Annotated in this window: 30 protein-coding genes; 16 read left to right on the forward strand and 14 right to left on the reverse strand. The window is 69.1% G+C overall.

All coding sequences use genetic code 11. The features are described from left to right. Window positions 1-53 precede the first annotated feature (53 nt). A complete protein-coding gene (gene serB / locus AUC47_RS12450; RefSeq protein ID WP_096715493.1) occupies window positions 54-689 on the forward strand; it encodes a phosphoserine phosphatase SerB in 636 nt (211 codons plus the stop codon). Window positions 690-721: 32 nt separating this feature from the next. Further along, window positions 722-1,420, forward strand: coding sequence for an alpha/beta fold hydrolase (locus tag AUC47_RS12455; RefSeq protein ID WP_096715494.1), 699 nt, complete (start codon window positions 722-724; stop codon window positions 1,418-1,420). 12 nt (window positions 1,421-1,432) lie between these two features. Here AUC47_RS12455 and AUC47_RS12460 read toward each other — a convergent pair whose 3' ends face one another. Then, window positions 1,433-2,143: a beta-ketoacyl-ACP reductase gene (locus tag AUC47_RS12460; RefSeq protein WP_096715495.1), complete on the reverse strand. Its 711-nt coding sequence runs from the start codon at window positions 2,141-2,143 to the stop codon at window positions 1,433-1,435. A 139-nt stretch (window positions 2,144-2,282) separates the two neighbouring features. On the opposite strand from AUC47_RS12460, the gene AUC47_RS12465 reads away from it, so the two are divergent. The 4 genes from AUC47_RS12465 to AUC47_RS12480 all read left to right on the forward strand — a co-directional run bounded on the left by AUC47_RS12465 (window position 2,283) and on the right by AUC47_RS12480 (window position 4,311). Next, window positions 2,283-2,876: a DUF4190 domain-containing protein gene (locus tag AUC47_RS12465; RefSeq protein WP_256999570.1), complete on the forward strand. Its 594-nt coding sequence runs from the start codon at window positions 2,283-2,285 to the stop codon at window positions 2,874-2,876. 75 nt (window positions 2,877-2,951) lie between these two features. After that, window positions 2,952-3,308, forward strand: a complete 357-nt coding sequence (locus AUC47_RS12470; RefSeq protein ID WP_096715497.1) for a DUF3099 domain-containing protein — start codon at window positions 2,952-2,954, stop codon at window positions 3,306-3,308. Further along, entirely contained in the window at window positions 3,305-3,499 is a 195-nt protein-coding gene (locus tag AUC47_RS12475; RefSeq protein WP_096715498.1) for a hypothetical protein, read from the forward strand. The genes AUC47_RS12470 and AUC47_RS12475 overlap by 4 nt, the downstream gene beginning before the upstream one ends. After that, a complete protein-coding gene (locus AUC47_RS12480) occupies window positions 3,496-4,311 on the forward strand; it encodes an SURF1 family cytochrome oxidase biogenesis protein (RefSeq protein ID WP_096715499.1) in 816 nt (271 codons plus the stop codon). The genes AUC47_RS12475 and AUC47_RS12480 overlap by 4 nt, the downstream gene beginning before the upstream one ends. 16 nt (window positions 4,312-4,327) lie before the next feature. Here AUC47_RS12480 and AUC47_RS12485 read toward each other — a convergent pair whose 3' ends face one another. Beyond that, window positions 4,328-4,909 carry a pyridoxamine 5'-phosphate oxidase family protein gene (locus tag AUC47_RS12485; RefSeq protein WP_256999571.1) on the reverse strand — a complete coding sequence of 194 codons (582 nt, stop codon included), beginning with the start codon at window positions 4,907-4,909 and terminating at the stop codon, window positions 4,328-4,330. Between the two features lie 42 nt (window positions 4,910-4,951). Further along, window positions 4,952-6,550: an ABC-F family ATP-binding cassette domain-containing protein gene (locus AUC47_RS12490; protein WP_096715500.1), complete on the reverse strand. Its 1,599-nt coding sequence runs from the start codon at window positions 6,548-6,550 to the stop codon at window positions 4,952-4,954. 165 nt (window positions 6,551-6,715) lie between these two features. On the opposite strand from AUC47_RS12490, the gene AUC47_RS12495 reads away from it, so the two are divergent. The 4 genes from AUC47_RS12495 (at window position 6,716) to AUC47_RS12510 (ending at window position 10,677) form a co-directional block, all read left to right on the forward strand. Next, window positions 6,716-7,336, forward strand: coding sequence for a DedA family protein (locus AUC47_RS12495; protein ID WP_096715501.1), 621 nt, complete (start codon window positions 6,716-6,718; stop codon window positions 7,334-7,336). 5 nt (window positions 7,337-7,341) lie between these two features. Continuing rightward, window positions 7,342-8,595, forward strand: a complete 1,254-nt coding sequence (locus AUC47_RS12500) for a sensor histidine kinase (RefSeq protein ID WP_096715502.1) — start codon at window positions 7,342-7,344, stop codon at window positions 8,593-8,595. After that, window positions 8,592-9,263 (forward strand): response regulator, encoded by a 672-nt coding sequence (locus AUC47_RS12505; protein WP_096715503.1) that lies wholly within the window; start codon window positions 8,592-8,594, stop codon window positions 9,261-9,263. Before AUC47_RS12500 ends, AUC47_RS12505 begins: the two co-directional genes overlap by 4 nt. A 97-nt stretch (window positions 9,264-9,360) precedes the next feature. Then, window positions 9,361-10,677: an acyltransferase family protein gene (locus tag AUC47_RS12510; protein ID WP_096715504.1), complete on the forward strand. Its 1,317-nt coding sequence runs from the start codon at window positions 9,361-9,363 to the stop codon at window positions 10,675-10,677. Here AUC47_RS12510 and AUC47_RS12515 read toward each other — a convergent pair. The 3 genes from AUC47_RS12515 to AUC47_RS12525 all read right to left on the reverse strand — a co-directional run bounded on the left by AUC47_RS12515 (window position 10,624) and on the right by AUC47_RS12525 (window position 12,510). Further along, window positions 10,624-11,217 (reverse strand): energy-coupling factor transporter transmembrane component T family protein, encoded by a 594-nt coding sequence (locus AUC47_RS12515; RefSeq protein WP_096715505.1) that lies wholly within the window; start codon window positions 11,215-11,217, stop codon window positions 10,624-10,626. The genes AUC47_RS12510 and AUC47_RS12515 overlap by 54 nt on opposite strands. After that, entirely contained in the window at window positions 11,214-11,825 is a 612-nt protein-coding gene (locus AUC47_RS12520; protein ID WP_306453250.1) for an energy-coupling factor ABC transporter ATP-binding protein, read from the reverse strand. Before AUC47_RS12520 ends, AUC47_RS12515 begins: the two co-directional genes overlap by 4 nt. Before the next feature lie 100 nt (window positions 11,826-11,925). After that, window positions 11,926-12,510, reverse strand: a complete 585-nt coding sequence (locus AUC47_RS12525) for a biotin transporter BioY (RefSeq protein ID WP_096715506.1) — start codon at window positions 12,508-12,510, stop codon at window positions 11,926-11,928. A gap of 52 nt (window positions 12,511-12,562) precedes the next feature. On the opposite strand from AUC47_RS12525, the gene AUC47_RS12530 reads away from it, so the two are divergent. Then, complete coding sequence (locus AUC47_RS12530) at window positions 12,563-13,132, forward strand: TetR family transcriptional regulator (protein WP_096715507.1); 570 nt, start codon at window positions 12,563-12,565, stop codon at window positions 13,130-13,132. 1 nt (window position 13,133) lies between these two features. Here AUC47_RS12530 and AUC47_RS12535 read toward each other — a convergent pair whose 3' ends face one another. Genes AUC47_RS12535 through sufB form a run of 7 tightly spaced genes read right to left on the reverse strand, consistent with a single transcriptional unit; the run spans window position 13,134 to window position 19,740 of the window. Continuing rightward, window positions 13,134-14,525 (reverse strand): MFS transporter, encoded by a 1,392-nt coding sequence (locus AUC47_RS12535; RefSeq protein ID WP_096715508.1) that lies wholly within the window; start codon window positions 14,523-14,525, stop codon window positions 13,134-13,136. Next, window positions 14,522-15,676 (reverse strand): MalY/PatB family protein, encoded by a 1,155-nt coding sequence (locus AUC47_RS12540; protein WP_096715509.1) that lies wholly within the window; start codon window positions 15,674-15,676, stop codon window positions 14,522-14,524. The genes AUC47_RS12535 and AUC47_RS12540 overlap by 4 nt, the downstream gene beginning before the upstream one ends. A gap of 2 nt (window positions 15,677-15,678) precedes the next feature. After that, the gene (locus tag AUC47_RS12545) at window positions 15,679-16,011 is read right to left on the reverse strand and encodes a metal-sulfur cluster assembly factor (RefSeq protein ID WP_096715510.1); all 333 of its coding nucleotides are present in this window, start codon (window positions 16,009-16,011) and stop codon (window positions 15,679-15,681) included. Between the two features lie 9 nt (window positions 16,012-16,020). Further along, a complete protein-coding gene (gene sufC, locus AUC47_RS12550) occupies window positions 16,021-16,791 on the reverse strand; it encodes a Fe-S cluster assembly ATPase SufC (RefSeq protein ID WP_096715511.1) in 771 nt (256 codons plus the stop codon). After that, window positions 16,792-17,118 (reverse strand): non-heme iron oxygenase ferredoxin subunit, encoded by a 327-nt coding sequence (locus AUC47_RS12555; RefSeq protein WP_096715512.1) that lies wholly within the window; start codon window positions 17,116-17,118, stop codon window positions 16,792-16,794. Then, window positions 17,115-18,320, reverse strand: coding sequence for a Fe-S cluster assembly protein SufD (sufD, locus tag AUC47_RS12560; protein WP_096715513.1), 1,206 nt, complete (start codon window positions 18,318-18,320; stop codon window positions 17,115-17,117). Before sufD ends, AUC47_RS12555 begins: the two co-directional genes overlap by 4 nt. A 1-nt stretch (window position 18,321) precedes the next feature. After that, window positions 18,322-19,740: a Fe-S cluster assembly protein SufB gene (sufB, locus tag AUC47_RS12565; RefSeq protein WP_096715514.1), complete on the reverse strand. Its 1,419-nt coding sequence runs from the start codon at window positions 19,738-19,740 to the stop codon at window positions 18,322-18,324. 236 nt (window positions 19,741-19,976) lie between these two features. Between sufB and AUC47_RS12570 the strand changes: the two genes are divergently transcribed. Continuing rightward, window positions 19,977-21,110, forward strand: a complete 1,134-nt coding sequence (locus AUC47_RS12570) for a COX15/CtaA family protein (protein ID WP_096715515.1) — start codon at window positions 19,977-19,979, stop codon at window positions 21,108-21,110. Window positions 21,111-21,191: 81 nt separating this feature from the next. Then, window positions 21,192-21,653, forward strand: coding sequence for a hypothetical protein (locus AUC47_RS12575; RefSeq protein ID WP_179297621.1), 462 nt, complete (start codon window positions 21,192-21,194; stop codon window positions 21,651-21,653). On the opposite strand, the gene AUC47_RS12580 is transcribed toward AUC47_RS12575, so the two are convergent. Further along, entirely contained in the window at window positions 21,599-22,513 is a 915-nt protein-coding gene (locus AUC47_RS12580) for a heme o synthase (RefSeq protein ID WP_373557870.1), read from the reverse strand. The genes AUC47_RS12575 and AUC47_RS12580 overlap by 55 nt on opposite strands. 140 nt (window positions 22,514-22,653) lie before the next feature. On the opposite strand from AUC47_RS12580, the gene AUC47_RS16575 reads away from it, so the two are divergent. The 3 genes from AUC47_RS16575 to tkt all read left to right on the forward strand — a co-directional run bounded on the left by AUC47_RS16575 (window position 22,654) and on the right by tkt (window position 26,352). Further along, window positions 22,654-23,187: a hypothetical protein gene (locus AUC47_RS16575; protein ID WP_143740739.1), complete on the forward strand. Its 534-nt coding sequence runs from the start codon at window positions 22,654-22,656 to the stop codon at window positions 23,185-23,187. Window positions 23,188-23,546: 359 nt separating this feature from the next. Further along, a complete protein-coding gene (locus tag AUC47_RS12585; protein ID WP_143740740.1) occupies window positions 23,547-24,023 on the forward strand; it encodes a hypothetical protein in 477 nt (158 codons plus the stop codon). Window positions 24,024-24,252: 229 nt separating this feature from the next. Continuing rightward, window positions 24,253-26,352, forward strand: coding sequence for a transketolase (tkt, locus tag AUC47_RS12590; protein WP_096715749.1), 2,100 nt, complete (start codon window positions 24,253-24,255; stop codon window positions 26,350-26,352). Window positions 26,353-26,363 lie beyond the last annotated feature (11 nt).

Consider the following 26,363-nt stretch of genomic DNA (forward strand, 5'->3'; position numbering starts at 1 on the left):
CGCACTCTGACGCCCGGCGCGGATCGGGCTGCCGCGCTCGGTAGGCTCGTCGAGTGACCGCAGCGCGCTTCCTCGTCGTTCTCGATGCCGATTCCACGCTCATCCGCAATGAGGTGATCGAGCTGATCGCCGACGAGGCCGGACGCCGTGCCGAGGTGCAGGCCGCGACCGAGGCGGCGATGCGCGGTGAGGTGGACTTCGCGGCCAGTCTGCGCTCCCGGGTCGCCGCGCTCGAGGACGTCCCCGTGGCACGACTCGAGCGGGTGCGGGCGCGCGTCGAGCCGACACCCGGCGTGCACGAGCTGACGGCTGCCGTGCACGCGCGCGGCGGCGTCGTGGGCGTCGTGTCCGGTGGCTTCCACGAGATCCTCGACCACATCGCTCCGCAGCTCGGCGTCGACCGCTGGCGCGCCAACCGCCTCGCGGTGGCCGATGACGCGCTGTCGGGGGTCGTCGACGGCGAGATCGTGGATGCCGCGGCCAAGGCCGCGTCGTTGCAGGAGTGGGCCGACGAGCTCGGCGTCCGCCGTCACGCGACGATCGCGATCGGCGACGGCGCGAACGACCTGCTGATGATGGGCGTCGCAGGGCTCGGACTCGCCTTCAACGCGAAGCCCGCGGTGCGCGCCGCGGCGAGCCTCGTGATCGGGCCGCAAGACCTCTCCGAGGTCATCCCGCTGCTGCCGTAGCGGATGTCGGAGGCCCGGTCTATCGTCGGGCCATGGACATCATCCTCATCCCCGGGCTGTGGCTCGACGCCTCGAGCTGGAATGACGTGACAGCCGACCTCGAGCGCGCCGGTCACCGCGTGCGCGCGCTCACCATGCCGGGAGTCGGCGCTCCGGCATCGGAGTCCGCCGACATCGGCATCGCCGACTGGGTCAGCGCTGGCGTCGCCGCGGTCGATGAGATCGACGGACCGGTCGTGGTCGTCGGGCACAGCGGCGGCGGGAACGTCGCCTGGGGCGTCGCGGACGCTCGGCCCGACGCCGTCTCCCGCGTGATCTTCGTCGACACCGTTCCGCCGCCGTCGGGTTTCGGCATCAGCGAGTTCGAGGTCGTCGACGGGGTCGTCCTCTTCCCCGGCTGGGACAGCTTCGACGCCGAGGATGTGGCGGACCTCGACGACGAGACGCGAGCCCGCACGGCTCCGCTGACGAAGAGCGTCCCGGCGCAAGTGCCGACGGATGACATCGTCCTCGAGGGCGGTCGGCACCGCGTGCCGGCGACGCTGCTGATGGGCGGTCTCGATCAGCCGTCGCTGGAATCGCGGCTGCAGAACTGGGGGCCCTACGCCGACGAGTTCCGCGCGATCGACGACGTCGAGGTCGTGAAGATCGGCTCCGGCCACTGGCCGCAGTTCTCCGTGCCGGGGCGACTCGCTGCCCTCATCGACGCCGCGGCCACGCGCAACGGGTGACGCCCTGCCGCGTCAGTGCCCCATACCGAGTCCGCCGTCGACGGGGATCACCGCGCCGGAGATGTAGCCCGCATCGTCGCCGGCGAGCCAGGTGACGACACCGGCGACCTCGTCGGGCGTCGCGAAGCGACCGGCGGGGATGCTCGCCTTGTACTGCTTCTGGGTGTCCTCGGGCAGTTCCGCGGTCATGTCGGTCTCGATGAAGCCGGGTGCGACGACGTTGGCGGTGATCCCCCGTCCGCCCAGCTCGCGGGTGAGCGAACGGGCGAACCCGACCAGCGCGCTCTTCGAGGCCGAGTAGTTGACCTGTCCGGCCGAGCCGAGCAGTCCGACCACGCTGGAGATGAGGATGACGCGGCCGAAGCGCGCGCGCAGCATGCCCTTCGACGCCCGCTTGACCACGCGGAAGGTCCCGCCGAGATTGGTGGCGACGACGCTGTCGAAGTCGTCTTCGCTCATGCGCAGCAGGAGGGTGTCCTTCGTGATCCCGGCGTTCGCGACGACGATCTCGACCGGGCCGAGCTGCTGCTCGACCTCGGTGAACGCGGCATCGAGGGCCGCGGCATCCGTCACGTCCGCGCGCACGGTGAGCGTGCCTTCCGGACCCTCGCCGCTGCGGGCGGTGACGGCGACGCGATAACCGTCACGGACGAACCTCTCGGCGATGGCGCGGCCGATGCCGCGGTTTCCGCCGGTGACGAGGACGACGCGATCAGTACTCATTTCCCACTCCAGATCTGGCCGCGCAGGATCGACGGCCGGGTCGCCATCGATCCTATCCGCCGCTCCTCGTCGGGAATGGCTGCATGTTTGACAGAACCACGGTGCGACTGGAACGCTGAACGCGACGAAAGGCATGCCCGTGAGCGACGACAACCACCCCTCCGGCGTACAGCCGACTCCCCCGCCGCCTCCTGCGGCTCCACCGGCGCAGCCTTATCAGCCGCCGCAGCCCTACGGAGCAGCGCCCTCGTACCCACAGGCTCCTTCGTATCCGCAGGCTCCCGCCTACCCGCAGGCTCCCGCCTATCCGTCCTCGACTCCTCCGGCGCAGGCGTACCCGGGTTCGGCGCCGACGGCGGGCGGAGTGCAGCCCTACGGCGCTCCGCCGCAGCAGTACGGATCCGTGTATCCGGCTTCGATCTATCCGGCGTCGCGCCCGACCAGCGGACTTGCGATCACGTCGCTCGTCTGCGGCATCGCAGGCGTGGTCTTCGGCACCTTCCTGTTCTGGCTCTTCCTGCCGTTTATCGCCTCCGGCGTGGCGATCGTCACCGGCCACATCGCGCTGCGCAAGACCAAGTCGGACCCGAATGTCGGCGGTCGCGGCATGGCCTTTGCCGGGCTGATCATGGGGTACATCATGGTCGGGATCCAGCTGATCGTCGCTGCCGTGTTCATCTTCGGCTTCCTCTTCATGGGGGCGTTCACGCTGCCTTTCGTCTTCTCGTCCTGACCGCCGCGGTCGAGGCGTTCTTCGTGCCGTCCTCGGCGCGCCGTCGACCGCGCAGCGGCGTAGGCTGGACTCATCGTGAAGAACAAGCGACTGGTCCCCGCTGTCACCTCCCTGCCGCAGGCGCCGCAGGCCGAGGCGGACCACCGCGTGCGCCGGTACGCCATCACGATGACGATCCGCATCGTCTGCTTCGCGTTGATGATGTTCGTGCAGCCCTACGGCTGGTACACGTGGGTCTTCGCGCTGGCGGCGGCAGTGCTCCCCTACATCGCTGTCGTGTTCGCGAACGCCGGCAGCGACAGCACCGAGACGACGGCGGAGTCGCCCGTGCAGGAGCTGGAGGCCCCGGCTCCCCCGCCGACAGTGGTCGAAGAGAGCACCTCGGACCCGTTGGTGATCACGATCCACGAGCGCCGCAAGGGCGACGCGTGAGCGAACTGCAGTGCTCGCGCGCCGGGTGCCGGGACGCGGCGATCGCTCAAGTGGTGTGGCGCAATCCCCGCATCCACGCCGCCGATCGCGAGAAGATCTGGCTGGCGTGCGCCGAGCACGTGGAGTTCCTTCGCGACTACCTCGCCGCTCGCGACTTTCCGGTGACCGTGCGAGACGGGGTGCCCTCATGAGCGCGCGGATGCTGCGATGGACCGTGTACGTGCTGATCGCCATCGGCTTCGCCGTGGCCTGCGCGTTCCTGTCGAACTGGCAGTTCGAGCGGAACGAGTCCCGCGCCGAGCAGATCGCGCTCGTCGAGAAGAACTACGACGCCGAGCCTGTCCCTCTCGCTGACCTCATCGGCACCGACGGCGAGCTCGACCGGGGCGATGTGTGGCATCCGGTCGTCCTCCGCGGCGAGTACCTGGCCGACGAGCAGCTCCTCGCTCGCAACCGCCCGCACGGCGGCACGAGCGCCTACGAGGTGCTCGTGCCCTTCCGCGACGTCGACGGCCGCGTCCTCATCGTCGATCGCGGGTGGGTCCCGCCGGGCGAGGGCGACTCTCCCGACGCCGTCCCAGCGCCACCTGAGGGCCAGGTCGAGGTCGTGGTGCGTCTGCGGCCGAGCGAGCAGCTTCCCGCCTCGGGCCGTGGCGCGCCCGAGGGGCAGGTGCCGACGATCAACGTTCCGTCGATCGCCGAGATCGTGGGAGACGACGTCATCACGAGCGCATACGGCCAGCTCGTCAGCGAGGACCCGGCGGGCGCGGGCACACTGGGCGGTTTCGAATCCCCCACCGACGACCCCGGACCCCACCTGTCGTACGCGATCCAGTGGATCCTGTTCGCCCTCATGGGCTTCATCTTCATCGGGTACATCATCCGCACCGAGATCGTGAAGCATCGCGAAGAGGTCGAGGGGCGACCGGTGCCCGAGAAGAAGTCGCGCCGCCGCGATGCGGATGCCGACGTCGAGGACGAGCTGCTCGACGCGAACGTCTGACTGGTCGGCAGCCTGCTCAGTCGACGGTGACGGTGTGCGACCAGCCGGACCCGTCCGGCACGTACACAGCGCGGGTGTGACGTCGGCCTCGTGATCCCTGCCAGAACTCGATGCGTTCGGGAACGATGCGCCAGAGCACCCAGTCCCCCTCAGCGACGAGTGCCCGGGCGGCCGGTGACCGAGCGGCGAGATCGGCGGCGCTCTCCTGCACTGTCGCCTCCTCGACGCGACCGCGCACCCGCACGGCGCGCACCTGCGGCTGCCACCAGAAGTTCAGCGCTGCGGCCGGGGCGGCATCGAGCTGCGCTCCCTTCCGTGACGACCGCGTGCTCGCGATCGCCCATCCGCGCTCGTCGACGCGCTTGAGGATGAGGGTGCGCGCATCCGGCATGCCCTCGGCATCCACCGTCGCGAGCGTCGCGGTGTGCGGCTCGGGAACCGCCGCGGCATCCGCCGCCGCCAGCCACTCGGCGAAGAGCACCGCCGGGTCGTCGGGCAGCGCCTCGAGATCCCACTCAGGTGCGTCGCCGGTGAGGGCGTGCCTGCCGCGCAGCCCGTCGTTGAGCGCGGTGCCGGGAGTCGAGTCGTCGTGGGTCACGTCTCGAGCCTAAGACACCCGGACCGACGCCCGCGGAGCGGATCAGGCCAGCTCGATGAGCTCCTGGTACTCCTGGTTCCAGATGTCTTCGACGCCGTCAGGCAGGATGAGCACTCGCTCGGGGTTGAGCGACTGCACTGCTCCCGGGTCGTGGGAGACGAGCACCACCGCGCCTTCGTAGTGCGCCAGAGCGCCCAGGATCTCCTCGCGCGATGCGGGGTCGAGGTTGTTCGTCGGCTCGTCGAGCAGCAGCAGATTCGCGGACGACACGACGAGCGTCGCGAGCGACAGTCGTGTCTTCTCGCCACCCGAGAGCACGCCGGCGGGCTTGAGCACGTCGTCACCGGTGAACAGGAACGAGCCGAGCACCTTGCGCGCCTCGGTCTCGGTGATGTGCGGCGCGGCAGAGACCATGTTCTCGAGCACCGACCGGTTCACGTCGAGGTTCTCGTGCTCTTGGGCGTAGTAGCCGACCTTCAGGCCGTGCCCCGGCTCGAGCTGCCCGGTGTCTGGCTGGTCGACGCCGGCGAGCATGCGCAGCAGCGTGGTCTTGCCCGCGCCGTTGAGGCCGAGCACGACGACCTTCGAGCCGCGGTCGATCGCGAGGTCGACGTCGGTGAAGATCTCCAGCGAGCCGTAGGACTTCGACAGCCCGGAGGCCATGAGCGGCGTCTTGCCGCAGGGTGCCGGTTTCGGGAAGCGCAGCTTCGCGACGCGATCCTCCTGACGGACGTCGTCGAGTCCTGCGAGGAGCTTCTCGGCACGGGCGATCATCTGGTGCGCGGCGGCGGCCTTCGACGCCTTCGCACCGAAGCGCGCGGCCTGCTGCTGCAGGGTCGTCGCCTTCTTCTCGGCGTTCGCGCGCTCCTTCTTACGGCGCTCCTCGTCGGCGGCGCGCTGACGGAGGTAGTTCTTCCAGTTCATGTTGTACGCGTCGATGACCTGCCGGTTCGCATCGAGGTAGAACACCCGGTTGACGGTCTCGCCCACGAGCTCGACGTCGTGACTGATGACGATCAGTCCGCCCTTGTAGTTCTTGAGGAACTCGCGCAGCCAGACGACGCTGTCGGCGTCGAGGTGGTTGGTCGGCTCGTCGAGGATCATGGTCTCGGCATCCGAGAAGAGGATGCGCGCCAGCTCGATGCGACGACGCTGACCTCCGGAGAGGGTCTTCAGCGGCTGGTCGAGGATGCGGTCGGGCAGCGAGAGGTTGTTGGCGATCGATGCCGCCTCGGCCTCGGCGGCGTATCCGCCCTGGCCCTCGAACTGCTCGGTCAGCCGCGCATAGCGCTTCATGGCCTTGTCGGCCACGGCGGGGTCGTCCGATCCCATCGCCACAGTCGCCTCCGCCATGCCGAGCGCGAGACTGCCGAGCCCGCGGGCGTCGAGGATGCGGGTGCGCGCGAGCATCTCCGGGTCGCCGGAGCGCGGGTCCTGCGGCAGGTAGCCCAGTTCGCCCGAGCGCGTCACGTTCCCGCCCGACGGCAGCACGTCTCCGGCCAGCACCTTGGTGAGCGTCGTCTTGCCGGCTCCATTGCGGCCGACGAGTCCGATCTTGTCGCCGTCGCTGACGCGGAACGACACGTTCTCCATGAGGAGACGTGCGCCCACGCGGATCTCGAGGTCGTGCACGGCGAGCACAGCGGATGTCCGTTCGTCAGAGGGGAGGGCGGCCGAGCGGCCAGCCTCCCAGTATAGATCGCCGAGCTGAGAGCACCCGCCGCGTCGCGATCTCACTCTCCTGGGTGATGCGGACGATACCGCGGAGTGATGACCGCGCCCCGCCCGGCTTCCTAGCCTTCTCGGGTGGACGTCATCAACGAGCTCATCCTGCAGACCGTCGCCTCTCCCTGGCTGTACGTCGTGCTGTTCGCCGTCACCGTGATCGACGGGTTCTTCCCGCCCGTACCGAGTGAGACGGTGCTGGTCGCGGCGGCCGCGGTCGCGGCATCCACAGGAAAATGGTGGATGCTGGTGCCGCTCGGCCTCATCGCGGCGATCGGCGCCGCGATCGGCGACAACATCGCGTTCGCGATCGGGCGCTCGATGGGCACGACGCGGTGGGCGTGGATGCGGCGACCTCGAGTGGCCGCCGCCTTCGCCCACGCTGAGAGGGCGCTCGACCGGCGCAGCGCCTCACTGATCCTCGGCGCTCGGTACATCCCGGTCGGCCGCGTGGCGGTGAACATGTCGGCGGGTGCGCTCGGTTTCGGGTGGCGGCGCTTCCTGCCGCTGAGCCTGATCGCCGGCGTGAGCTGGAGCACGCTCAGTCTCGCCATCGGTCTCATCGCGGGCAGCTGGGTGAAGGACCAGCCGTTGGCGAGCGCCGGCATCGGAATCGTGATCGCCCTCACCCTCGGCCTCATGATCGACCGGGTCACGGCGGCCCGTCGTCGGCGCGTGCCGGTCGCGCACCTGGCAGGATGACTGTCATGGCACGGGATCGGCAGCGCAAAGAGCGCCCGCGTCTCACCCGCAGCGCGGTGATTCTGTCACTGCTGTGCGCCGCGTCGATCACGCTGTATGCGACGCTCGTGCCGCTCGCAGCCGTCCTCTACGGCACTCCCCTGCCGCTCGCGTTCATCCTGGCCGCCGCGCTCTGCGGCGCACCGCTCCTCGCCGTCACCCGGCCGCGGTGGGCGATCGTGGCGTTCACGGGAGCATCGTTCGTTCTGCCGCTGCTCGTGCCGGCGGAGCTCGCGACCGAGGCACCGTGGCCCTGGTCGGTCCCGGCGCTCCTCGCATTCGTGCTCACCGTCGGCGTGGTCACGTTCCGCCACGGCGCCCGACTCGGGGCGTTCCCGCTCGTGATCGGCGCGCTCGCCTCGCTCACCGCCCCGATGCTGCGTTCCGACGTCGTCTCCAGCGGCGCCGCGGCGGCGAACGTCACGGCGAACCTCGTCGTCACCGCATCCGTCGCCACCGCCGCCTATCTCATCTCCACCCTCATCGCTGGTCGCCTCCGCGTCGCCGCCGAGCTCACGAGGGAGCGGGAGCACTCGGCCCTCGAGGAATCGCGACGAGCCCTCGTGGAGGAGCGCACACGCATCGCACGCGAGCTGCACGACGTGATCGCCCACAGCATGTCGGTGATCCAGGTGCAGTCGTCGACCGCCCGCTACCGTCTGACCGACCTCGACGAGGCGGCGATCGCGGAGTTCGAGAGCATCGCGGCCACCGCGCGCTCGTCGTTGACCGAGATGCGCCGGATGCTGGGTGTGCTCCGCACCGAGGATCAGACCGTCGATCTCGCGCCGCAGCAGCGCATCGACGACATCCCGACCCTCGTCGACACGATCCGCCGCGCCGGGGTGACGGTCGGTCTGGAGATCACGGGTCCGGTCACCGACGCGCCGTCGGCCGTGCAGATCGCGACATACCGGATCACCCAGGAGGCGCTGAGCAACGCGGTGCGGCACGCGCACGGGGCTGCCGCGACGGTGCGCATCCAGGCGGACGCTGCCGCCATCAGCATCCGGGTCCGCAACTCGCCGCCCGAAGAGGTCACCGAATCCCGAGGCTCAGGTCACGGCCTGCGCGGCATGCGGGAGCGCGTCGAGCTGCTGGGCGGGACCTTCATCGCGTCCCCGACCGCCGAGGGAGGCTGGGAGGTCGCGGCGTCCCTGCCCTTCTCTCCTTCGGTCCCTCTTCCTTCCTCCGCCCCCGACTCCCAGGAGACCTCGTGACCGTATCCGTCCTGATCGCCGACGACCAGGCCATGGTGCGAGCGGGCTTCGCCGCCCTGCTGGATGCGCACGAAGGGATCCGCGTCCTCGGACAGTCCGCGACGGGCGCGGAAGCCGTGACGATGGCCGCTCGGCTCGATCCCGATGTGATCCTCATGGACGTGCGGATGCCGGAGGTCGACGGCATCGAGGCGACCCGCCGCATCCTCGGGCCGACCTACCCCGCCGCGCATGTGCCCCGCATCCTCATGCTCACGACCTTCGACATCGACGACTACGTGTACGACGCTCTGGAGGCGGGAGCCAGCGGGTTCCTGCTCAAGGATGCGCTGCCGGAGGAGCTCGTGCACGCCGTCCGAGTGGTCGCCGCGGGCGATGCGCTGCTGGCACCGAGCGTCACCCGGCGCATGATCGAGCAGTTCGCGGGGCGCCGTCCGCGCGCGCCGCGCGCATCCACCGTCCTTGCGGAGTTGACCCATCGCGAGCGCGAGGTCCTCGTGCTGATCGGCAGGGGCCGGTCGAACTCCGAGATCGCGTCAGACCTGTTCATCGCCGAGCAGACGGTCAAGACCCACGTCGGCAAGGTGCTGTCGAAGCTCGGCCTCCGCGACCGCGTGCACGCGGTGATCCTCGCCTACGACACCGGACTCGTCGAACCGGCCTCCTGACTCCCACCCCGGTAGGGGGCGGAACGACACCCCGGTGTGATGCGGGCGGTGTCATCGGCTCCATACGCTCCTCGGACAGCTGATCCGAGGAGGACACATGGCCATCGTCGAGGCACCCCGTCTCACTGCACCACCCGCATCGCAGCCCGGCGGGCGGGACACCGGAATCGACCTGCTCCGCGCGCTCTGCGTGCTCGGTGTCGTGCTGCTGCACGCCATCATGGTCGGCGTCACCGTGACCGATACGGGCCCCGTCTTCGAGAACGCGAGCGAGGGTGCGTGGTGGATCGTCCCGGTGAGCTGGACGCTGCAGGTGATGCCGCTGTTCTTCGTGATCGGCGGTTTCGCCGGGTATCTCGCCCACCGCCGCGCCGCGAAGAGGGGAGGAACCGCCGCATCCTTCGTGGCGGGCCGCGTGCACCGGCTGTTGCGCCCGGCCGCCCTCACGGTCGGTGTGGTGGGAGTCCTGCTCGCCGTGCTGAGTCTGAACGGCGTTCCGGCCGACATCGTCGCCACCGCCGGCTTCCGCTTCGGTCAGCCGCTCTGGTTCCTCGGGGTGTTCCTGCTGTGCCAGGCCCTGCTGCCCGCTCTGGCCGCAGCGCATCGCCGTGCACCGGCGTTGACGCTCGCGGTGCTCGTGCTGGCGTCGATCGTCGTCGACGTGGCGCGCGCCATGACCGGGATCGACGGCATCGGCTTCCTCAACCTCGCGTTCGTCTGGCTCACCCTGCAGCAGCTCGGGTTCTTCCTCGCCGACGGCACGATCGGTCGTCTGCGTCGGAGCATCGTCGCCGCCACCGGCGGTGCTGCGCTCGTCGCGCTGATGGCGACTTTCGTCTCGGGCGTCTACTCCCCCGATCTCGTCGCGAACATCAACCCGCCGACCGGCGCGCTGCTTCTCGTGGGCACCGTGCACCTCAGCGCCGTCTCGCTGCTGCGCGAGCGCATCGCGCGGGTCAGCCGTCGTCGGACCCCCGCCGCGTTCTCGGCGTTCGTCAATCGCCGCACCATGACGATCTACCTCTGGCACATGCCGGTCCTGCTGACGATGGCGGGGCTGACGGCCCTCGCCGCGATGTTCACCGGGGTCTTGCCGTCGGAACCCGGCAGCGCTGTCTGGTGGATGGAGCGTCCGCTCTGGCTCGCGACCGCTCTCGCCGTCACCGCGCTCGTCGCCGTACTGCTCGGGCGGTTCGAGAACCGTGCGGCACCGGCGCCGACGACATCGCATCGGCGGCTGCGGTCCGCCCTCGTCGTCGCCATCGGCGCGGTCGTGCTGCTGCTGACGGCCGGCACCTCGATCCTCACGGCCGCCATCGCGGTGCTCGCGTTCGTTGCAGCCCTGCGGCTCGCGCGCCGCTCAGACGAGCCCTCGCGCCGCGAGGGCGTCGCCGACGTCGTCCGCGTGGCGTAGCGTGCGCACCAGCAACGGAACGATGCCGCGGATGCCGACCCGCGCGTTCCGCGCCCGCTGCGCGTCACGCAGATCGCTCGCGAAGCTGGCCACCACCGGAATCATCGTGATCACAAGGGAGATCGTCATCGCGACCGCGTCGACGTCGACACCCCAGCGCCGGAATGGTCGGAGGGCACGACGCAGAGTCGCCAGCAGATCTCCCATCCGGGTGGTGAGCGTGAGCAGGCTCGCGAGCAGGATGAGAGCGACGACGCGGCTCGTGCTCACCCACGCTGCCGTCGGCGACACGAAGACCCAGAGGAATCCGCCCAGCACGAGCACCAGCCACCGGAGACGCCAGACCTCCGCTGCGAGGACTCGCCACGGCATCCGCGCCAGGGCGTAGAGCGCGCATACGCCGACGAGCACACCCGACGACGCCCACACGTCGTGCGCGAACGCCGACACGGCGACCGCCACGACGGCGAGCCCCGCGAGCTTCGGTCCTGCCGGCAGTCGGTGCAGGATGCTGGTGCCGGGGCGGTAGAGCTGGATCACGCGCAGCTCCGGCGATAGTCGTCGATCACCGCGCCGGGCTGGCCGGATGCCACGACGCCCCCGTCGTCGAACAGCACCGCGTGGTCGCATCTCGCCGCAAGGTCGAGGTCGTGCGTGACGATGATCACCTGGGCATCCTGGGCCAGCAGGAGGTCGCCGATCCGCCGTGCGTTGCGAAGGTCGAGCAGGGTGGTCGGCTCGTCCGCCACGATCAGCGATGGCCTCGTGGCGAGCACGGAGGCCAGTGCCAGCAGCTGACGCTGGCCTCCCGACAGGGTCGAGACCGGGGCGTCGGCGTGGCCGGCGAGACCATGCTCACCGAGGATCGCTGCGATATGCTCCCGCGCCTCTGAGCGAGGGAGATCGCGCAGCGATAACAGGAGGTCCTCCGCGGGAGTCGGCATGAGGATCTGCGCCTGCGGATCGGTGAAGACGAATCCGACCTCGCGCCGCACGGCCCTGAGGTCTCGTTGCACGTCGACTCCGTGAACGAGCACCCGGCCGCTGGTCGGCGCGACCAGTCCGTTCAGGAGGCGTGCGAACGTCGACTTGCCCGAGCCGTTCGCGCCGATCACCGCCGTGCGCCGAGCGGAGAGGTCCAGCGTCACGTCACGCAGGATCCTCCGCCCCTCCCTGAGCACGGAGACCCCGTCGATCGAGACGCGGTCCGCGGCAGCCCCATCGACCGCGTGCGCGGGGTGGCCGACCTCAGACCGCACGCGACGGAGCGGTCGTCGTCGGTCGCAGCCCGAACGCCGGCGGGTAGGCGCGGCGCAGGGCGAGGACGAGCGCGGTGGCGGCGGCCGCCTTGAGGAGGTCTCCGGGCAGGAAGGCGAGACTCGAGAGCGCCGTGGGGACGAGATCCATACCGAGCACGAAAGCCTGCACGGGGATGCCGAACGCGTAGACGACGGTGATCCCGCCGACCACGACACCCAGCGCCGTGCGCCACCACGTGATCCGACCAGCGTGGACGATGAGACCGATCACGACGGCTCCGAAGACCCAGCCGACCAGATATCCCGCCGTCGGTCCGACGAGCACCCCGAGTCCGCCGCGGCCGCCGGCGAGGACGGGAAGACCCACGGCTGCGAGGACGAGGACGAGCATGACCGCGAGCGGAGCGCGGCGCGGGCCGAGCACGGCGCCGGCGAGCATCACTCCCAGCGTCTGGGCGGTGATCGGCACGCCCCCGGGGATCGGGATGGTGACGGAGCCGAGCACGACGATGAGCGCGGCGAAGACGGCGATGCGGGCGAGATCGCGGCCGATCTCGGGGCGGTGCGGGGTCATGGAACTCCTCCTGAACAGTGTTCACCTGAACGGTGTTCACTATAGTGAGGTCATGACTCCGCAGCACAACTCGGTGCGATACGACCGCGACAGCGTCGCGGACGTCGCTCTCGCGCTGCTCGACGAGGTCGGCCTGGCCGATCTCTCGATGCGGCGGATCGCAGCCCGCCTCGACGTGCAGCCGAGCGCGCTGTACTGGCACTTCGCCAGCAAGCAGGAGCTGCTCGCCGCGCTCAGCGATCGGATCACCGCCCCCGTCCGTGCTGCCGACGACGACGTTGTCGCCCTCGCTCGCCGCATCCGTGACGCACTGTTCACCTATCGCGACGGCGCGGAGCTGGTGCTCAGCACGTCCGCACTCGGGCTCGGATCGTCGCACGCGCAGTCCGCTCTCGAAGACGCGCTGAGGCGAGCGGATGCCGACGACCCGCCGAACCGGGCGCTCGCGCTGATGCACTTCATCCTGGGCCACGCGACCCTCGTCCAGCAGCGTATGCACGCGGACAGCTACGGCGCCGCATCGCCCGCTGCCGGCGACGACGCGACCGCGGGCCTCGACCGTGTCTTCGACCTCGGGATCGCGGCCCTGGCCGGCTCCGCGCGCTCCCGATCCGTCTCCTGAATCAGGAGCCCGAGGTCGTGGCCGGCTCTGCGGCCGGCTCCCCGCCGTGACCCAGCCGCAGGCCCGGGACGAGCGCGACGACGATCAGCACGATGCACAGCGCGAAGACCACCGGGAAGGCATCGACCCCACCCCCGAGTGTGGCGACCGACAAACCGGCGACCGCGATCACGATGGCCGCACCGGTGGAGTCCGAGATCGACAGGGCAGACGAGTTGAAGCCCTGGTTGCCCGGCTCGGAGTAGGCGAGCGTGAGCACGGTGAGCCGCGGATAGAGCAGCCCCATGCCTCCCCCGGCAAAGCCCCAGCCGATGACGACGAGTACCGGCGAGACAGCGCCGAGAGCGGCCAGGATGACCAGGATCATGGCGACGAAAAGCAGGGTGAGACTGAGCAGCGTGATGCGCAGGTTCCCGAGCCGTTCGCCGTACCGCCCTTGCAGCTGCGAGGCCCCGGCCCACGCGAAGGCGGCGAACATGAGCGCGAGCCCCGCCCACGTCGCGGTGAAGCCGTACCGCTCGATGAGGAGGTACGGGATGTAGGCCTCCGCGGCGAAGAACGTGCCGGCGACGATCCCCCGCATGAGCACGACACTCGGCAGACCGCGGCCGGCACGCAGGGTTCGACGTGGCAGCAGCGGCAGCACGGCGATGGCGATCACGGCGATCGCGCCCAGCGCGACCGGCCAGCCGAACGCGGCATCCATGTCGGCGCTGAACCCGACGACGACGGCGCACACCGCGACCACGACCGCCAGCGCCATCCGCACGACCAGCGCACGCCGGTTCTGCGGCTCGCCCTGCCCGAGGTCGAGTCCGCGTAGACGCACGGCGATCATCACGAATGCGACAGCAGTGAGAACGGCCACCCCGAGAAACGCCCAGCGCCAGTCGAGGTACTCCGCGACCGCCCCGGCGAGGAACGGTCCGATCATCGAGGGCACCACCCACGCCGCTGCGAAAGCCGCGAAGATCCGCCCGTGCAGGTGCGGCGGATAGAGCCGGGCCACGACCACGTACAGGGCCACGGTCTGTCCGCCGGTGCCGAGCCCCTGCACGAGGCGGCCGACGAGGAACTGGTGCATCGTCGTGGCGAGCCCCGACAGCAGCAGCCCGACGATGAACAGCGTGACGGCGACGTACAGCGCGCCACGCGGCCCGCGGGCGTCCGACCAGGCTCCGGCCGCGACCATCCCGATCACGCTGGTCGCCAGCGTACCCGCGAACGCGACAGCGTACAGCGCCTGCCCGTCGAGAGCGTCGCTCACGATGGGCATGACCGTGGTGACGGCCAGCGCCTCGATGGCCGCCAGGAAGATGAGGGCGACCGAGCCGGCGGTGACCCATATCCGCTCGCGGTCCCAGATGGAGACGACGGCGGCGGCGTCGCTCATCGACCGACGAGCGCGGCGATGCGCTCGATGGCCTCGGTGATGATCTCGGGACTCGTGCCGAAGTTCAGTCGCACGTATCCCGCGCCCTCCGCGCCGAACGCGGGACCGAAGTGCAGGGCGACCTTCGCCTCGCGCAGAATGCGACGAGACGGATTGTCACCCCACCCGAGTCCCGACAGGTCGATCCAGGCGAGGTAGCCCGCCTCCGGTATGCGATACCGCGCTTGCGGGAGACGAGCCGCGAGCAGGTCTTCCAACAGCACGCGGTTCTCGTCCAGAGTGCGCAGCAGGCCGTCGAGCCACGGATCGCTCTCTTCCGAGAACGCCGCGGTCGCCGCGAGCAGACCGAGCTGACCCGTGCGCCACTCCACCTCGATCGGCAGGCCGCGCACGACCGCGCTCGTCGCGTCGGACGCCGTGACCATGAGCGCGCACTTGAGCCCCGCCAGATTGAAGGCCTTGCTCGCGCTGACCACCGCGTAGCCGACACGCTCGGCCGCCTCTCCGGTGTCGAGGAACGGCGTGAAGCCGGTCCCAGGCTGTGCGAGCGGCGCATGGATCTCATCGGACACGACGGCGGCGCCGAACTCGTCGGCGAGCTCGGCGAGGGCTCGCAGCGACTCACGATCATGCACGGTGCCGGTCGGGTTGTGCGGATTGCAGAGCAGGACCGCGGTCGCGCCGTCTTCGAGGGCGGAGCGGATGCCGTCGAGGTCGAGTTCCCACGCTGTGCCGGTGTCGCGCAGGGGTACCCGCTCGACCTCGGCGCCCGCCTCGTCGACGAGGTCGTAGAAGGGCGGGTACACCGGAGGGGTCACGACCACGCGCTCCCCCGGCTGCGTCACGCGGCGGAGGATCTCCACGATCCCCATGCTGACGTCCGCCGTGGTGCGCATGCGAGCAGGATCGGGGATCCAGCCGAAACGGCGCTCGGCGAACGCCGCAAACGTCGCGGGAAGCGAGGTGCGGGACGCGATGTAGCCGGTGTCGCCGATGTCGATCGCGTGGTGCAGCGTCTTCGAGATCGTCGGAGCGAGCGGGAAGTCCGTCTCGGCGACGAACAGCGGCAGCACGTCGTCGGGGTACTCGCGCCACTTCTCGCTCGTGCGCTGTCGCAGCTCGGCGAGCGGAAGCGCCGTGACCTCGAGCATCCTCAGATCGCGAAGCCGAGGGCGCGCATCATGTCGCGGCCGTCGTCGGTGATCCGTTCGGGGCCCCACGGTGGCATCCACACCCAGTTGATGCGGAAGCGCTCGACGACGTTGTCCAGGGCCTGAGCGGTCTGGTCCTCGAGCACGTCCGTGAGCGGGCAGCCGGCGCTGGTGAGCGTCATGTGAATGACGAGAGCGTCGTTCTCGTCATCCCACGCGAGGTCGTAGATGAGACCGAGGTCGACGACGTTGATCCCGAGCTCCGGGTCCATGACGTCCTTGAGAGCCTCGGTGACCTCGTCGTACTTCTCGTCGGTGAGGGTGGCGGCTGTCATGCGATCAGCCTACGCCTCGAGAGGAGCCGCGGGGTCGAGGAAACGGTCGTATCCCTCGTCCTCGAGACGGTCGGCGAGCTCGGGGCCGCCCTCCTCGACGATCTTACCCGCGACGACGACGTGCACGTAGTCCGGACGGATGTAGCGGAGGATGCGGGTGTAGTGCGTGATGAGCAGCACGCCGAGGCCGGTGGCCTCCTTGGCGCGGTTCACGCCCTCGGAGACGATCTTCAGCGCGTCGACGTCGAGACCCGAATCGGTCTCGTCGAGCACGGCGAACTTCGGCTTCAGCACCTCGAGCTGCAGGATCTCGTGGCGCTTCTTCTCGCCGCCGGAGAACCCCTCGTTGACGTTGCGCTGCGCGAACTTCGGGTCCATGCGCAGGTTCGCCATCGACGCCTTGACGTCCTTCGTCCACTGGCGGATCGAGGGCGCTTCGCCGTCGAGAGCCGTCTTCGCGGTGCGGAGGAAGTTCGTGACGGTGACGCCCGGGATCTCGACGGGGTACTGCATCGCGAGGAACAGGCCGGCGCGCGCACGCTCGTCGACGCTCATCTCGAGCACGTCCTGGCCGTCGAAGGTGATCGAGCCGGACGTCACGGTGTACTTCGGGTGACCGGCGATCGTGTAGGCGAGTGTGGACTTGCCGGAGCCGTTGGGGCCCATGATGGCGTGGGTCTCACCCGTGTTCATCGTGAGGGTGATCCCGTTGAGGATCGGGGTGGTCCCCGCCTCGGTCTCGACCGTCACGTGCAGGTCGCGGATTTCGAGAACAGACATTCAGACTTCCTTCGTCACAGTCGGGTCGATGAGCACGTCGTCGCCGTCGATCTCGACGACGTAGACCGGGACGGGCTCATAAGCGGGGAGGTTCTGGGGCTTGCCGGTGATCAGGGAGAATGCGGAGCCGTGGGCCCAGCACTCGACCGTGTCACCCTCGACGAAGCCCTCGGAGAGCGAGATGTCGCCGTGGGTGCAGGTGTCGCCGATCGCGTGGATCACGCCCTCGGAGTCCTTGATCACGGTGATGGGGATGCCGTTCGGCTCGACACGCAGAGGGGTGTCGAGCTCGAGCTCGTCGACGCCGCACACGCGCTGGGCGGTCATGCGTTCACCTCGGCGAGCTCGGTCTCGATGGCGGCCAGCAGCTCCTCCTCCAGGGAGGGGATGCCGAGGCGCTGCACGATGTCGCTGAGGAAGCCGAGCACGACCAGGCGGCGCGCCTCTTCCTCGGTGATGCCGCGGGCCTGCAGGTAGAACAGCTGCTCGTCATCGAAGCGACCGGTCGCGCTGGCGTGGCCCGCGCCGACGATGTCGCCGGTCTCGATCTCGAGGTTCGGGATCGAGTCGGCGCGCGCGCCCTCGGTGAGCACGAGGTTGCGGTTCGCCTCGTACGAGTCGGTGCCCGTGGCATCCGGGCCGATCAGCACGTCGCCGATCCACACCGAGTGAGCGCTCTCGCCCTGAAGGGCGCCCTTGTAGAGCACGTCGCCCTTCGTGTGCGGGCCCTTGTGGTGCAGGTAGACCTGGCTCTCGAGGTGCTGCCCGGCATCCGCGTAGGAGAGGCCGTAGAGGTAGCCCTCGGAGCCGGCGCCCGCGAGCTCGACGCTCGGGTTCACCCGCACGACGCCGCCGCCGAAGCTGATGACGAAGTGCTTGAGCGTGGCATCGGCCGCGACGCGGGCCTGGTGGGCCGACGCGTGCACGGCGTCATCCTGCCACTGCTGCAGGCTGATGACGCTGAGCTTCGCGCCGTCCCGCACGATGATCTCGACGTTCTGCGCGTACTGGGCGGAGCCGGTGTGCTGCAGCACGACGGTCGCCGCGCTGTGCTCGAGCGCCTCGATCACGATGTGCGCGTCGGCACGCTGGTCAGCGCCCTGGCCCTCGATGGTGAGGAAGATCGGCTCGGCGACCTCCTCCTCGCGAGGGATACGGATGTGCAGCGCCTCGGACGCACCCTGCCATGCGACCGCCGACGTGACGTCCTCGGCGAGGAACACCTCGCCCCGCGGAGCCGCGTCGGCGGCGAGCGGAGCCGATGCGTACTGCTCCCCCGCCCCGAACGAGTGGGTCACACCGTCGGTGGTGCCGGCGACAGCGAACAGCGGAGCGAGCTTCGCGACCGGCGTGTGCTTCCAGTTGACCTCGCGCCCCGAGGGGGTGCCGAAGTCGGTCGGATCGTACGAGTGCGGTCGCTCGGAACGCGTCTGGACCGGCACGAAACCGGCGTCGGCCACCTGGGCGGCGGGGTCCACGTGCGCGCTGGAGAAGCGCGACGCGGTGGGCGTCGTCGTCGGGGTCGTCATCTCAGCCGACCGATCCTTCCATGCCCATCTCGATGAGCTTGTTCAGTTCCATCGCGTACTCCATGGGCAGCTCGCGCGCGATCGGCTCGATGAAGCCGCGCACGATCATCGCCATCGCCTCGTCCTCGGGCATGCCGCGGGACTGCAGGTAGAAGAGCTGCTCCTCGCTGACCTTCGAGACCGTGGCCTCGTGACCGAGCTGCACGTCGTCGACGCGGATGTCGATGGCCGGGTAGGTGTCGGATCGCGACTTCGTGTCGACCAGCAGCGCGTCGCAGCGCACCGTGTTGGCCGAGTGGTGGGCGTTCGCGTCGACGCGGACCTCACCGCGGTAGCCGGCACGGCCGCCGCCGCGGGCGATCGACTTCGAGACGATCGACGACTGCGTGTAAGGCGCCATGTGGATCATCTTCGCGCCGGCGTCCTGGTGCTGGCCGGGGCCGGCGAACGCGACGGAGAGCGTCTCACCCTTGGCGTGCTCGCCCATCAGGTAGATCGACGGGTACTTCATGGTCACCTTGGAGCCGATGTTGCCGTCGACCCACTCCATGGTGGCGCCCTCGTGGGCGACCGCGCGCTTGGTCACGAGGTTGTAGACGTTGTTCGACCAGTTCTGGATCGTCGTGTACCGCACGCGGGCGTTCTTCTTCACGATGATCTCGACGACGGCGGAGTGCAGCGAGTCCGACTTGTAGATCGGGGCGGTGCAGCCCTCGATGTAGTGGACGTAGCTGCCCTCGTCGGCGATGATCAGGGTCCGCTCGAACTGGCCCATGTTCTCGGTGTTGATGCGGAAGTACGCCTGAAGCGGGATCTCGACGTGCACGCCCTTCGGGACGTAGACGAAGGAGCCGCCCGACCAGACGGCCGTGTTCAGCGCGGCGAACTTGTTGTCGCCGGCCGGGATCACGGTGCCGAAGTACTCCTCGAAGAACTCGGGGTGCTCACGAAGGGCCGTGTCGGTGTCCATGAAGATCACACCCTGCTGCTCCAGGTCCTCGCGGATCTGGTGGTACACGACCTCGGACTCGTACTGCGCGGCGACACCGGCCACGAGACGCTGGCGCTCGGCCTCGGGGATGCCGAGACGCTCGTAGGTCTCGCGGATCTCCTCGGGCAGGTCTTCCCACGACTGCGCCTGCTTCTCGGTGGAGCGGACGAAGTACTTGATGTTGTCGAAGTCGATGTCGCTGAGGTCGGCGCCCCACGTCGGCATCGGCTTGCGGCCGAAGAGCTGGTATCCCTTGAGACGGGTCTTCAGCATCCATTCGGGTTCGCTCTTGAGGCTGGAGATCCCGCGGACCACCTCTTCGGAGATGCCACGTTGCGCGACGGCACCTGCGGCGTCCTCATCGTGCCATCCGAATTCGTACACCCCCAGGCCTTCGAGCTCCGGGCGGTCGATCAGCACATCCGACATCACACACTCTCCTCACAGGTCCCAAAACGGTGTAATCCGCCCCGACACACCTGATCCCCGTCGAGTCTGCGGGAGCGGGTGCCGTTGGTGGGCCCTCATCACCGGCGCTTCCATCGCGCCTAAACTGTTGTCGATGCTTCAGCGCGGTCAGCGCTCATCGCAACAATCCGATTCTACAGGTTCCGCCTGACGACAGGGCCGCTCGCCGTGTCCGCCCCGCGGTTCGGAGAGACCCCATGCCCGACACCACCACCGCCCCCTCCCCCCGCTCCACCGTTCCGGTGGCCGCGCGCACCGACGTGTGGGGACGGATGCTGCGGATCTTCGCCTGGCTGTCGTTCCTGGCGCAGACCATCATCATCGGAACGGGCGGTGCCGTGCGGCTCACGGGGTCGGGACTCGGTTGCTCAGAGTGGCCGCTCTGCACGCCGGAATCCCTGGTGCCGATCTATGCCGATCAGGGAATCCACGGCCTGATCGAGTTCGGCAACCGGCTGATGACAGGGGTCGTCGGCATCATCGCGCTCGTCGTCGTGCTGCTGGTGCTGCACCGCTTGGGCGGTCGTCGCCGCGTCGCGTCAGCGCTGTGGTTCGCCGCGGGTGGAGTCGTGGCCGCGGCCGTCGCGTTCGGCGTCGCGACCCTGGTCGCGAACATCGTCGCCCCCGGCCAGGACACCCCGGTTTTCTCCGTCGCCACGGCGGTGCTGCTGCTGGCGGTGATCGTCGCGGCGGTGCGCTTCACGCGCAGCTCCCCGGAGCGCCGCGACCTCCTCGCCCTGGCCTGGATCGTGCTCATCGGCGTGGTGGCGCAGGCGCTGGTCGGCGGCATCACCGTCCTGACCGGGCTCAACCCGTTCATCGTCGGCTTCCACTACACGTCGTCGTTGCTGCTCGTCTGCGTCACCGCCGCCTTCCTCGTACGCCTGTACGCCGTTCCCGGTCCGCGCGAGCGGGCGGTGCCGACCTGGTTCGCCGTCCTGAGCCACGTGACCGGCCTCGCCCTCGCCGTGACCATCGTGTTCGGTGTGCTGACCACGGGCTCCGGCCCGCACTCGGGTGATGCCGACGTGCTGCGTCACGGTTTCGACGCCACGGTCCTCGCGCACGTGCACTCCTGGCCGGGATACATCCTCGCGGTTCTCGTGCTCGCCCTGACGGTGTCGGCCTGGGTGCTGAAGCTCGAACCGCGGAAGTGGCTGCTCGTGCTCGTGATCGCGATCGCGGTGCAGGTCGGCGTCGGCGTGTGGCAGGCGCGCGAGGGACTGCCGCCGCTGCTCGTCGGCATCCACATGGTGCTGGCCTCCCTCTCCGCCGCGACCTACACGGTCGTCGTGCTGCACCTGAAGAAGCCGGTTACGACCGAGGCCTGAGCACCGCCGGGGCATCCCGGCACAGGTGATGCATAGCGCGCGCATCAGGGTCTCATCACGTCGTCCGGCACCGTGGCTGACATGAACAAGTCACTCACACGCAGCATCGGCTTCTGGCTCCTCCTCATCCTCTCGCTCGCCGCAGCGGGGGTGGGCGGATGGCTCGTCGCCGGTCAGATCGGCTCGATGACCACGACGCTGCTCGCCAACACCGCGACGGGTGTCGACGTCTACGTGGGGCAGTCGCTGGTCGTCGTGGGAGCCGTGCTTCTCGGCGCGGGCGTCATCGGCATCCTCATCGCCGTCGCACTCACCGCGGTGCAGGCGCTGCTTCCATCGGCCGCTCCGGTCGCCGTCGAGGCGATCGACTGGACGGCACAGGAGCCAGCGACGGACGTACCGGAGAGCGCAGCCGTCGACGAGACGGTCGCGGAGGCCTCAGCGGCGTCGGCCGACGCCGCGGTCGAGACGACGGATGACGCCGAGCGTCAGAACGGCAGCAGCGGGTCGACCGCGACGGCGACGAAGATCAGCGTCAAGTAAGTGATCGAGGCGTGGAACACCCGCATGGGCCGCGCCTCGTTCCCGCGCACGGCCTGGTTGTACAGGCGGTGCGACTCGTAGATGAACCATCCGCCGAAGACGAGGGCGGAGACGGTGTAGACGAGGCCCATGCTCGCGATCGGGGTGAGCAGCAGCGAGCAGGCGACGGTCGCCCAGGCGTACAGGATGACCTGGAGTCCGACCTGTGAGGCGTTGCGCGTCACGCCGAGCATGGGCACGTCGACGTCGTCGTAGTCGTCCTTGTACTTCATCGACAGCGGCCAGTAGTGCGGCGGCGTCCAGAGGAAGATGAGGGCGAAGAGGATGAACGCCGGCCAGTCGAGCGAACCCGAGACCGCGGCCCAGCCGATGAGAACGGGGAAGCATCCGGCGATACCGCCCCAGATGATGTTCTGCTCGGTGCGTCGCTTGAGGATCATCGTGTAGATCACGACGTAGAAGAAGATGGCGGATGCCGACAACGTCGCCGCGAGCCAGTTGGTCGTGAACCAGAGCCACACCGTCGAGAGGACAGCGAGGGTCCACGAGAAGATCAGCGCGCCGCGCGGGGTGATCTCCCCCGTCACGAGCGGACGGTTCTCGGTGCGGTGCATGTGCGCGTCGATGTCGCGGTCGAGATACATGTTGAACGCGGCAGCCGATCCGGCGCTCATCGAGCCGCCGATCACGGTCGCGACGACCAGCCACATGTTCGGGAGTCCACCCTGGGCGAGGAACATCACCGGGACGGTCGACACCAGCAGGAGTTCGAGGACGCGCGGCTTGGTGAGGGCGACGTACGCCTTCACCGTGCGACCGATGGACTTCTTCACAACGGTCTGATCAGACATCGTCGAGATCTCGATCGCCTCCTCCGCACGCGTCACGACAGCTTTTCCATTCTAAGGCACGCGGATGCCGGTCCCGAGCACCCTGCGGGCCCGTACGTGCCTGTGGATAACCTCGACGGGCCGGGCGGCGATCCGTCTACCGTGACCGGATGCTCCTCCGCTCGCGCTCCTCGTGTCTCACCCTCGGCGCCGTCGCCGTGCTCATCGGAATGCTGTCCGCCTGCGCGCCCCCGCCCGCACCGACGCCGTCACCCACTCCCGCTTTCGCGAGCGAGGAGGATGCGTTCGCCGCGGCGGAGAAGGTGTACCGGGCGTACAACGACGCCGAGAATGCTGAACGCGGAGGCGATCACACCGCTGATCCCAATAGCTACCTCACTGGACCGGCACTCGAGACCGCTCTAAGCTCGCGTCGATTGGTCGAGCAAGCAGGCTGGACCCTCGTCGGCGATGGCGAAGTAGACACGTTTTCGGGGACAAAAGCGCACTTGACAGCGAGTCCCGCCAAGGTCGCTGCTCGAGTCTGCCTCGACGTAGCTGGAACAAGGGTGCTGGATAAATCAGGCGCCGATGTCACACCCGCAGACCGTCTCACTCGCGTCTTGTTAGATATCGAGTTCATCACTGAGTCCGACCGCTTACTGATCGCGAAGACAGAGGCAGCGGAGGACGAGACGTGTTGATACGACGGCTGGCAGCCCTGGTGCTGACGAGCGCCTTAGCCGCAGGTCCCTCTGCAGCTTCCTCCGCGAACACGCGCAGCATGGGATCCGAGTGCAATTCAAGGCTCGCCGTCAGCGCGGTCTGCACTCGTACCGATGGCTCGAAGCTCACGATCACCGGTACGCAACAGAAGCAGGGCACTTCACCCGCCGGCTCCAAGCCGGAGGAAGATCGTGGTCCCGCAGCTCCCCAGGTGCCGAGCCCTCGCTCGATCGCCCTGGCGGAATGCCTCGATGAGGGTGGCACGACCCGCTGCGCAGACCTCCTCCGCCCGACGGCGAACATCCCGGGTCCCGCTCCTGCCCCCGCGACTCCGACGGTGACGATCGCGGATCTGCAGCAGTTCGCTCCCCCGGCGACGCCTGCCACCGTCGAGCCGAACGGCATCGGAGTCGCTGGCCTTCCCGCCAACTTCTCCGCCTCAGCAACGACTCACACGGTGACCGGTGTGCTGTTCGGTGCTCCGGTGCTCGCGCGTTTCACTCCCATCGCCTATGAGTACTCCTACGGCGACGGCAGCTCCGCATCCCTCACGACACCGGGGCGCACCTGGGCCGACCTGGGCCAGGCGCAGTTCACTCCCACTCCGACCAGCCACGTCTACCCCCGACGCGGCGTGTACTTCGCCGACGTCGACGTCCGCTACACGGCAGAGGTCGACCTCGGCGGCGGGTGGATGCCCGTGGCCGGGGAGGTCCGCACCGACGGCCCTCCCCAGCGCATCCGCGTCCTCGAAGCGCGCACCGCCCTCGTCGCCCACACCTGCGACGAGAGACGCGACGCGCCCGGCTGCTGAGAGACCCCGTTCCGAAGGCACTGAACCCCGGTCCCGGCGGGGGCGCGGTGCGTCCGCCCGCGCGGGAATTACCCGCGTCACGCAGCGTTGTAAAGGGGGTAAGCGAGTGGAACCGCGGCGCTATGCTGGGGGGACTCGCGCGCCCGGCGCACATCCACCATCTCCGTGACGAAGCGGACCGCGATGCTGCGATCCAGGCGCTATCGAACTGTTGCAGAAGGGCTTCACCGTGTCGGAATTGCAGTGGGATGAAATCGATCGGCGCGCGGTGGACACCGCCCGTGTGCTGGCTGCGGATGCTGTGGAGAAGGTCGGCAACGGCCACCCCGGCACCGCGATGAGCCTGGCTCCCGCCGCCTACCTCCTGTACCAGCGGGTACTCCGCCACGACCCGACCGACACCCACTGGCTCGGCCGCGACCGCTTCATCCTCTCCGCTGGTCACTCGTCACTGACGCAGTACGTGCAGCTCTACCTCGGCGGCTTCGGCCTGGAGCTCAGCGACCTCGAGGCGCTGCGCACGTGGGGCTCTCTCACGCCGGGCCACCCCGAGTACGGTCACACCAAGGGCGTCGAGATCACCACCGGTCCGCTCGGTCAGGGCCTCGCCTCCGCCGTCGGCTTCGCCTACGCCTGCCGCTACGAGCGTGGCCTCTTCGACCCCGAGGCGGCTCCGGGCGCCAGCCCCTTCGACCACTTCGTCTATGTGATCGCCGGCGACGGCGACCTGCAGGAGGGCGTCACCAGCGAGGCCGGCTCTCTCGCCGGACATCAGCAGCTCGGCAACCTCATCGCCATCTACGACTCCAACCAGATCTCGATCGAGGACGACACCAACGTCGCCTTCACCGAAGACGTCGCGAAGCGCTACGAGGCGTACGGCTGGCACGTGCAGACGGTGGACTGGAAGAAGACCGGCGAGTACGTCGAAGACGTCGCCGAGCTGTACGCCGCGATCGAGGCGGCCAAGGGCGAGACCGACAAGCCGTCGCTGATCGTCCTCAAGACGATCATCGGCTGGCCGTCGCCCGGCAAGCAGAACTCGGGCAAGATCCATGGTTCGGCGCTCGGTGCCGATGAGCTCGCCGCCACGAAGAAGGTCCTCGGGTTCGACCCCGAGCAGAACTTCGTCGTCGCCGACGATGTCATCGAGCACACCCGCGGTCTCGCCGCTCGCGCCGCCGAGGAGCGCGCCGAGTGGCAGAGGGCGTTCGACGCCTGGGCCGACGCGAACCCCGAGCGCAAGGCTCTGCTCGACCGCCTCGAGGCCAAGGAGCTCCCCTCCGACATCACGTCCGCACTGCCCGTGTTCGAGAGCGGCAAGGACGTCTCCACCCGCGCGGCGTCCGGTCAGGTCATCAATGCCCTCGCCGCCGAGCTCCCCGAGCTCTGGGGCGGGTCCGCTGACCTCGCCGAGTCGAACCTCACCACGATCAAGGACGCGAAGTCCTTCATCCCGGCCGAGTGGTCCACCCACGAATGGTCGGGCAGCCCCTACGGCCGCGTGCTGCACTTCGGCATCCGCGAGCACGCCATGGGCGCCATCGTCAACGGCATCGTGCTGCACGGCCCGACGCGCGCGTTCGGCGGCACCTTCCTCATCTTCAGCGACTACATGCGCCCGCCGGTGCGTCTCGCCGCCCTGATGAACGTGCCCAGCATCTTCGTCTGGACCCACGACTCCGTCGCCCTCGGCGAGGACGGCCCCACGCACCAGCCGATCGAGCAGCTGGCCACGCTGCGCGCCATCCCGAACTTCACCCTCGTGCGCCCCGCCGATGCGAACGAGACCGCGGCGGCGTGGCTCGAGATCCTCCGCCGCCACGAGGGTCCGGCCGGTATCGCACTGACCCGTCAGAACATCCCCGTGTTCGAGCGCGGCGAGGGTGCGGCATCCGGCGACGTGCTCGCCTCCGCCGACAACGTTTCGAAGGGCGCGTACGTGCTGGCCGAGGCTCCGAACGGCACCCCCGACGTCATCATCGTCGCGACCGGCTCCGAGGTGCAGCTCGCGATCAACGCTCGCGCCGAACTGGCGAAGGAGGGCGTGAACGTCCGCGTCGTCTCGGCTCCGTCGCTCGAGTGGTTCGACGAGCAGGACGAGGCGTACCGCGAGTCGGTCCTCCCGAAGACCGTGACCGCGCGCGTGTCGGTCGAGGCCGGCTCCGTGCTGAGCTGGCGCGGCATCGTCGGCGACCGCGGCCGTTCGGTCGGCATCGACCACTTCGGCGCCTCCGCCGACTACAAGACCCTGTTCGAGAAGTTCGGGATCACCACCGAGGCGGTCGTCGCCGCCGCCCGCGAGACCCTGGCCGACAGCGCCAACTGATCTAGGAGCAT

The organism is Microbacterium sp. SZ1 (assembly GCF_002362255.1).
Taxonomy (GTDB): domain Bacteria; phylum Actinomycetota; class Actinomycetes; order Actinomycetales; family Microbacteriaceae; genus Microbacterium.

Coding starts and splice junctions, on each gene's coding strand:
- AUC47_RS12455 (WP_096715494.1), top strand. CDS start 722: ATGGACATCATCCTCATCCCCGGGCTGTGGCTCGACGCCTCGAGCTGG.
- AUC47_RS12460 (WP_096715495.1), bottom strand. CDS start 2,143: ATGAGTACTGATCGCGTCGTCCTCGTCACCGGCGGAAACCGCGGCATC.
- AUC47_RS12480 (WP_096715499.1), top strand. CDS start 3,496: ATGAGCGCGCGGATGCTGCGATGGACCGTGTACGTGCTGATCGCCATC.
- AUC47_RS12500 (WP_096715502.1), top strand. CDS start 7,342: ATGGCACGGGATCGGCAGCGCAAAGAGCGCCCGCGTCTCACCCGCAGC.
- AUC47_RS12510 (WP_096715504.1), top strand. CDS start 9,361: ATGGCCATCGTCGAGGCACCCCGTCTCACTGCACCACCCGCATCGCAG.
- AUC47_RS12525 (WP_096715506.1), bottom strand. CDS start 12,510: ATGACCCCGCACCGCCCCGAGATCGGCCGCGATCTCGCCCGCATCGCC.
- AUC47_RS12530 (WP_096715507.1), top strand. CDS start 12,563: ATGACTCCGCAGCACAACTCGGTGCGATACGACCGCGACAGCGTCGCG.
- AUC47_RS12535 (WP_096715508.1), bottom strand. CDS start 14,525: ATGAGCGACGCCGCCGCCGTCGTCTCCATCTGGGACCGCGAGCGGATA.
- AUC47_RS12540 (WP_096715509.1), bottom strand. CDS start 15,676: ATGCTCGAGGTCACGGCGCTTCCGCTCGCCGAGCTGCGACAGCGCACG.
- AUC47_RS12545 (WP_096715510.1), bottom strand. CDS start 16,011: ATGACAGCCGCCACCCTCACCGACGAGAAGTACGACGAGGTCACCGAG.
- sufC (WP_096715511.1), bottom strand. CDS start 16,791: ATGTCTGTTCTCGAAATCCGCGACCTGCACGTGACGGTCGAGACCGAG.
- AUC47_RS12555 (WP_096715512.1), bottom strand. CDS start 17,118: ATGACCGCCCAGCGCGTGTGCGGCGTCGACGAGCTCGAGCTCGACACC.
- sufD (WP_096715513.1), bottom strand. CDS start 18,320: ATGACGACCCCGACGACGACGCCCACCGCGTCGCGCTTCTCCAGCGCG.
- sufB (WP_096715514.1), bottom strand. CDS start 19,740: ATGTCGGATGTGCTGATCGACCGCCCGGAGCTCGAAGGCCTGGGGGTG.
- AUC47_RS12570 (WP_096715515.1), top strand. CDS start 19,977: ATGCCCGACACCACCACCGCCCCCTCCCCCCGCTCCACCGTTCCGGTG.
- AUC47_RS12575 (WP_179297621.1), top strand. CDS start 21,192: ATGAACAAGTCACTCACACGCAGCATCGGCTTCTGGCTCCTCCTCATC.
- AUC47_RS16575 (WP_143740739.1), top strand. CDS start 22,654: ATGCTCCTCCGCTCGCGCTCCTCGTGTCTCACCCTCGGCGCCGTCGCC.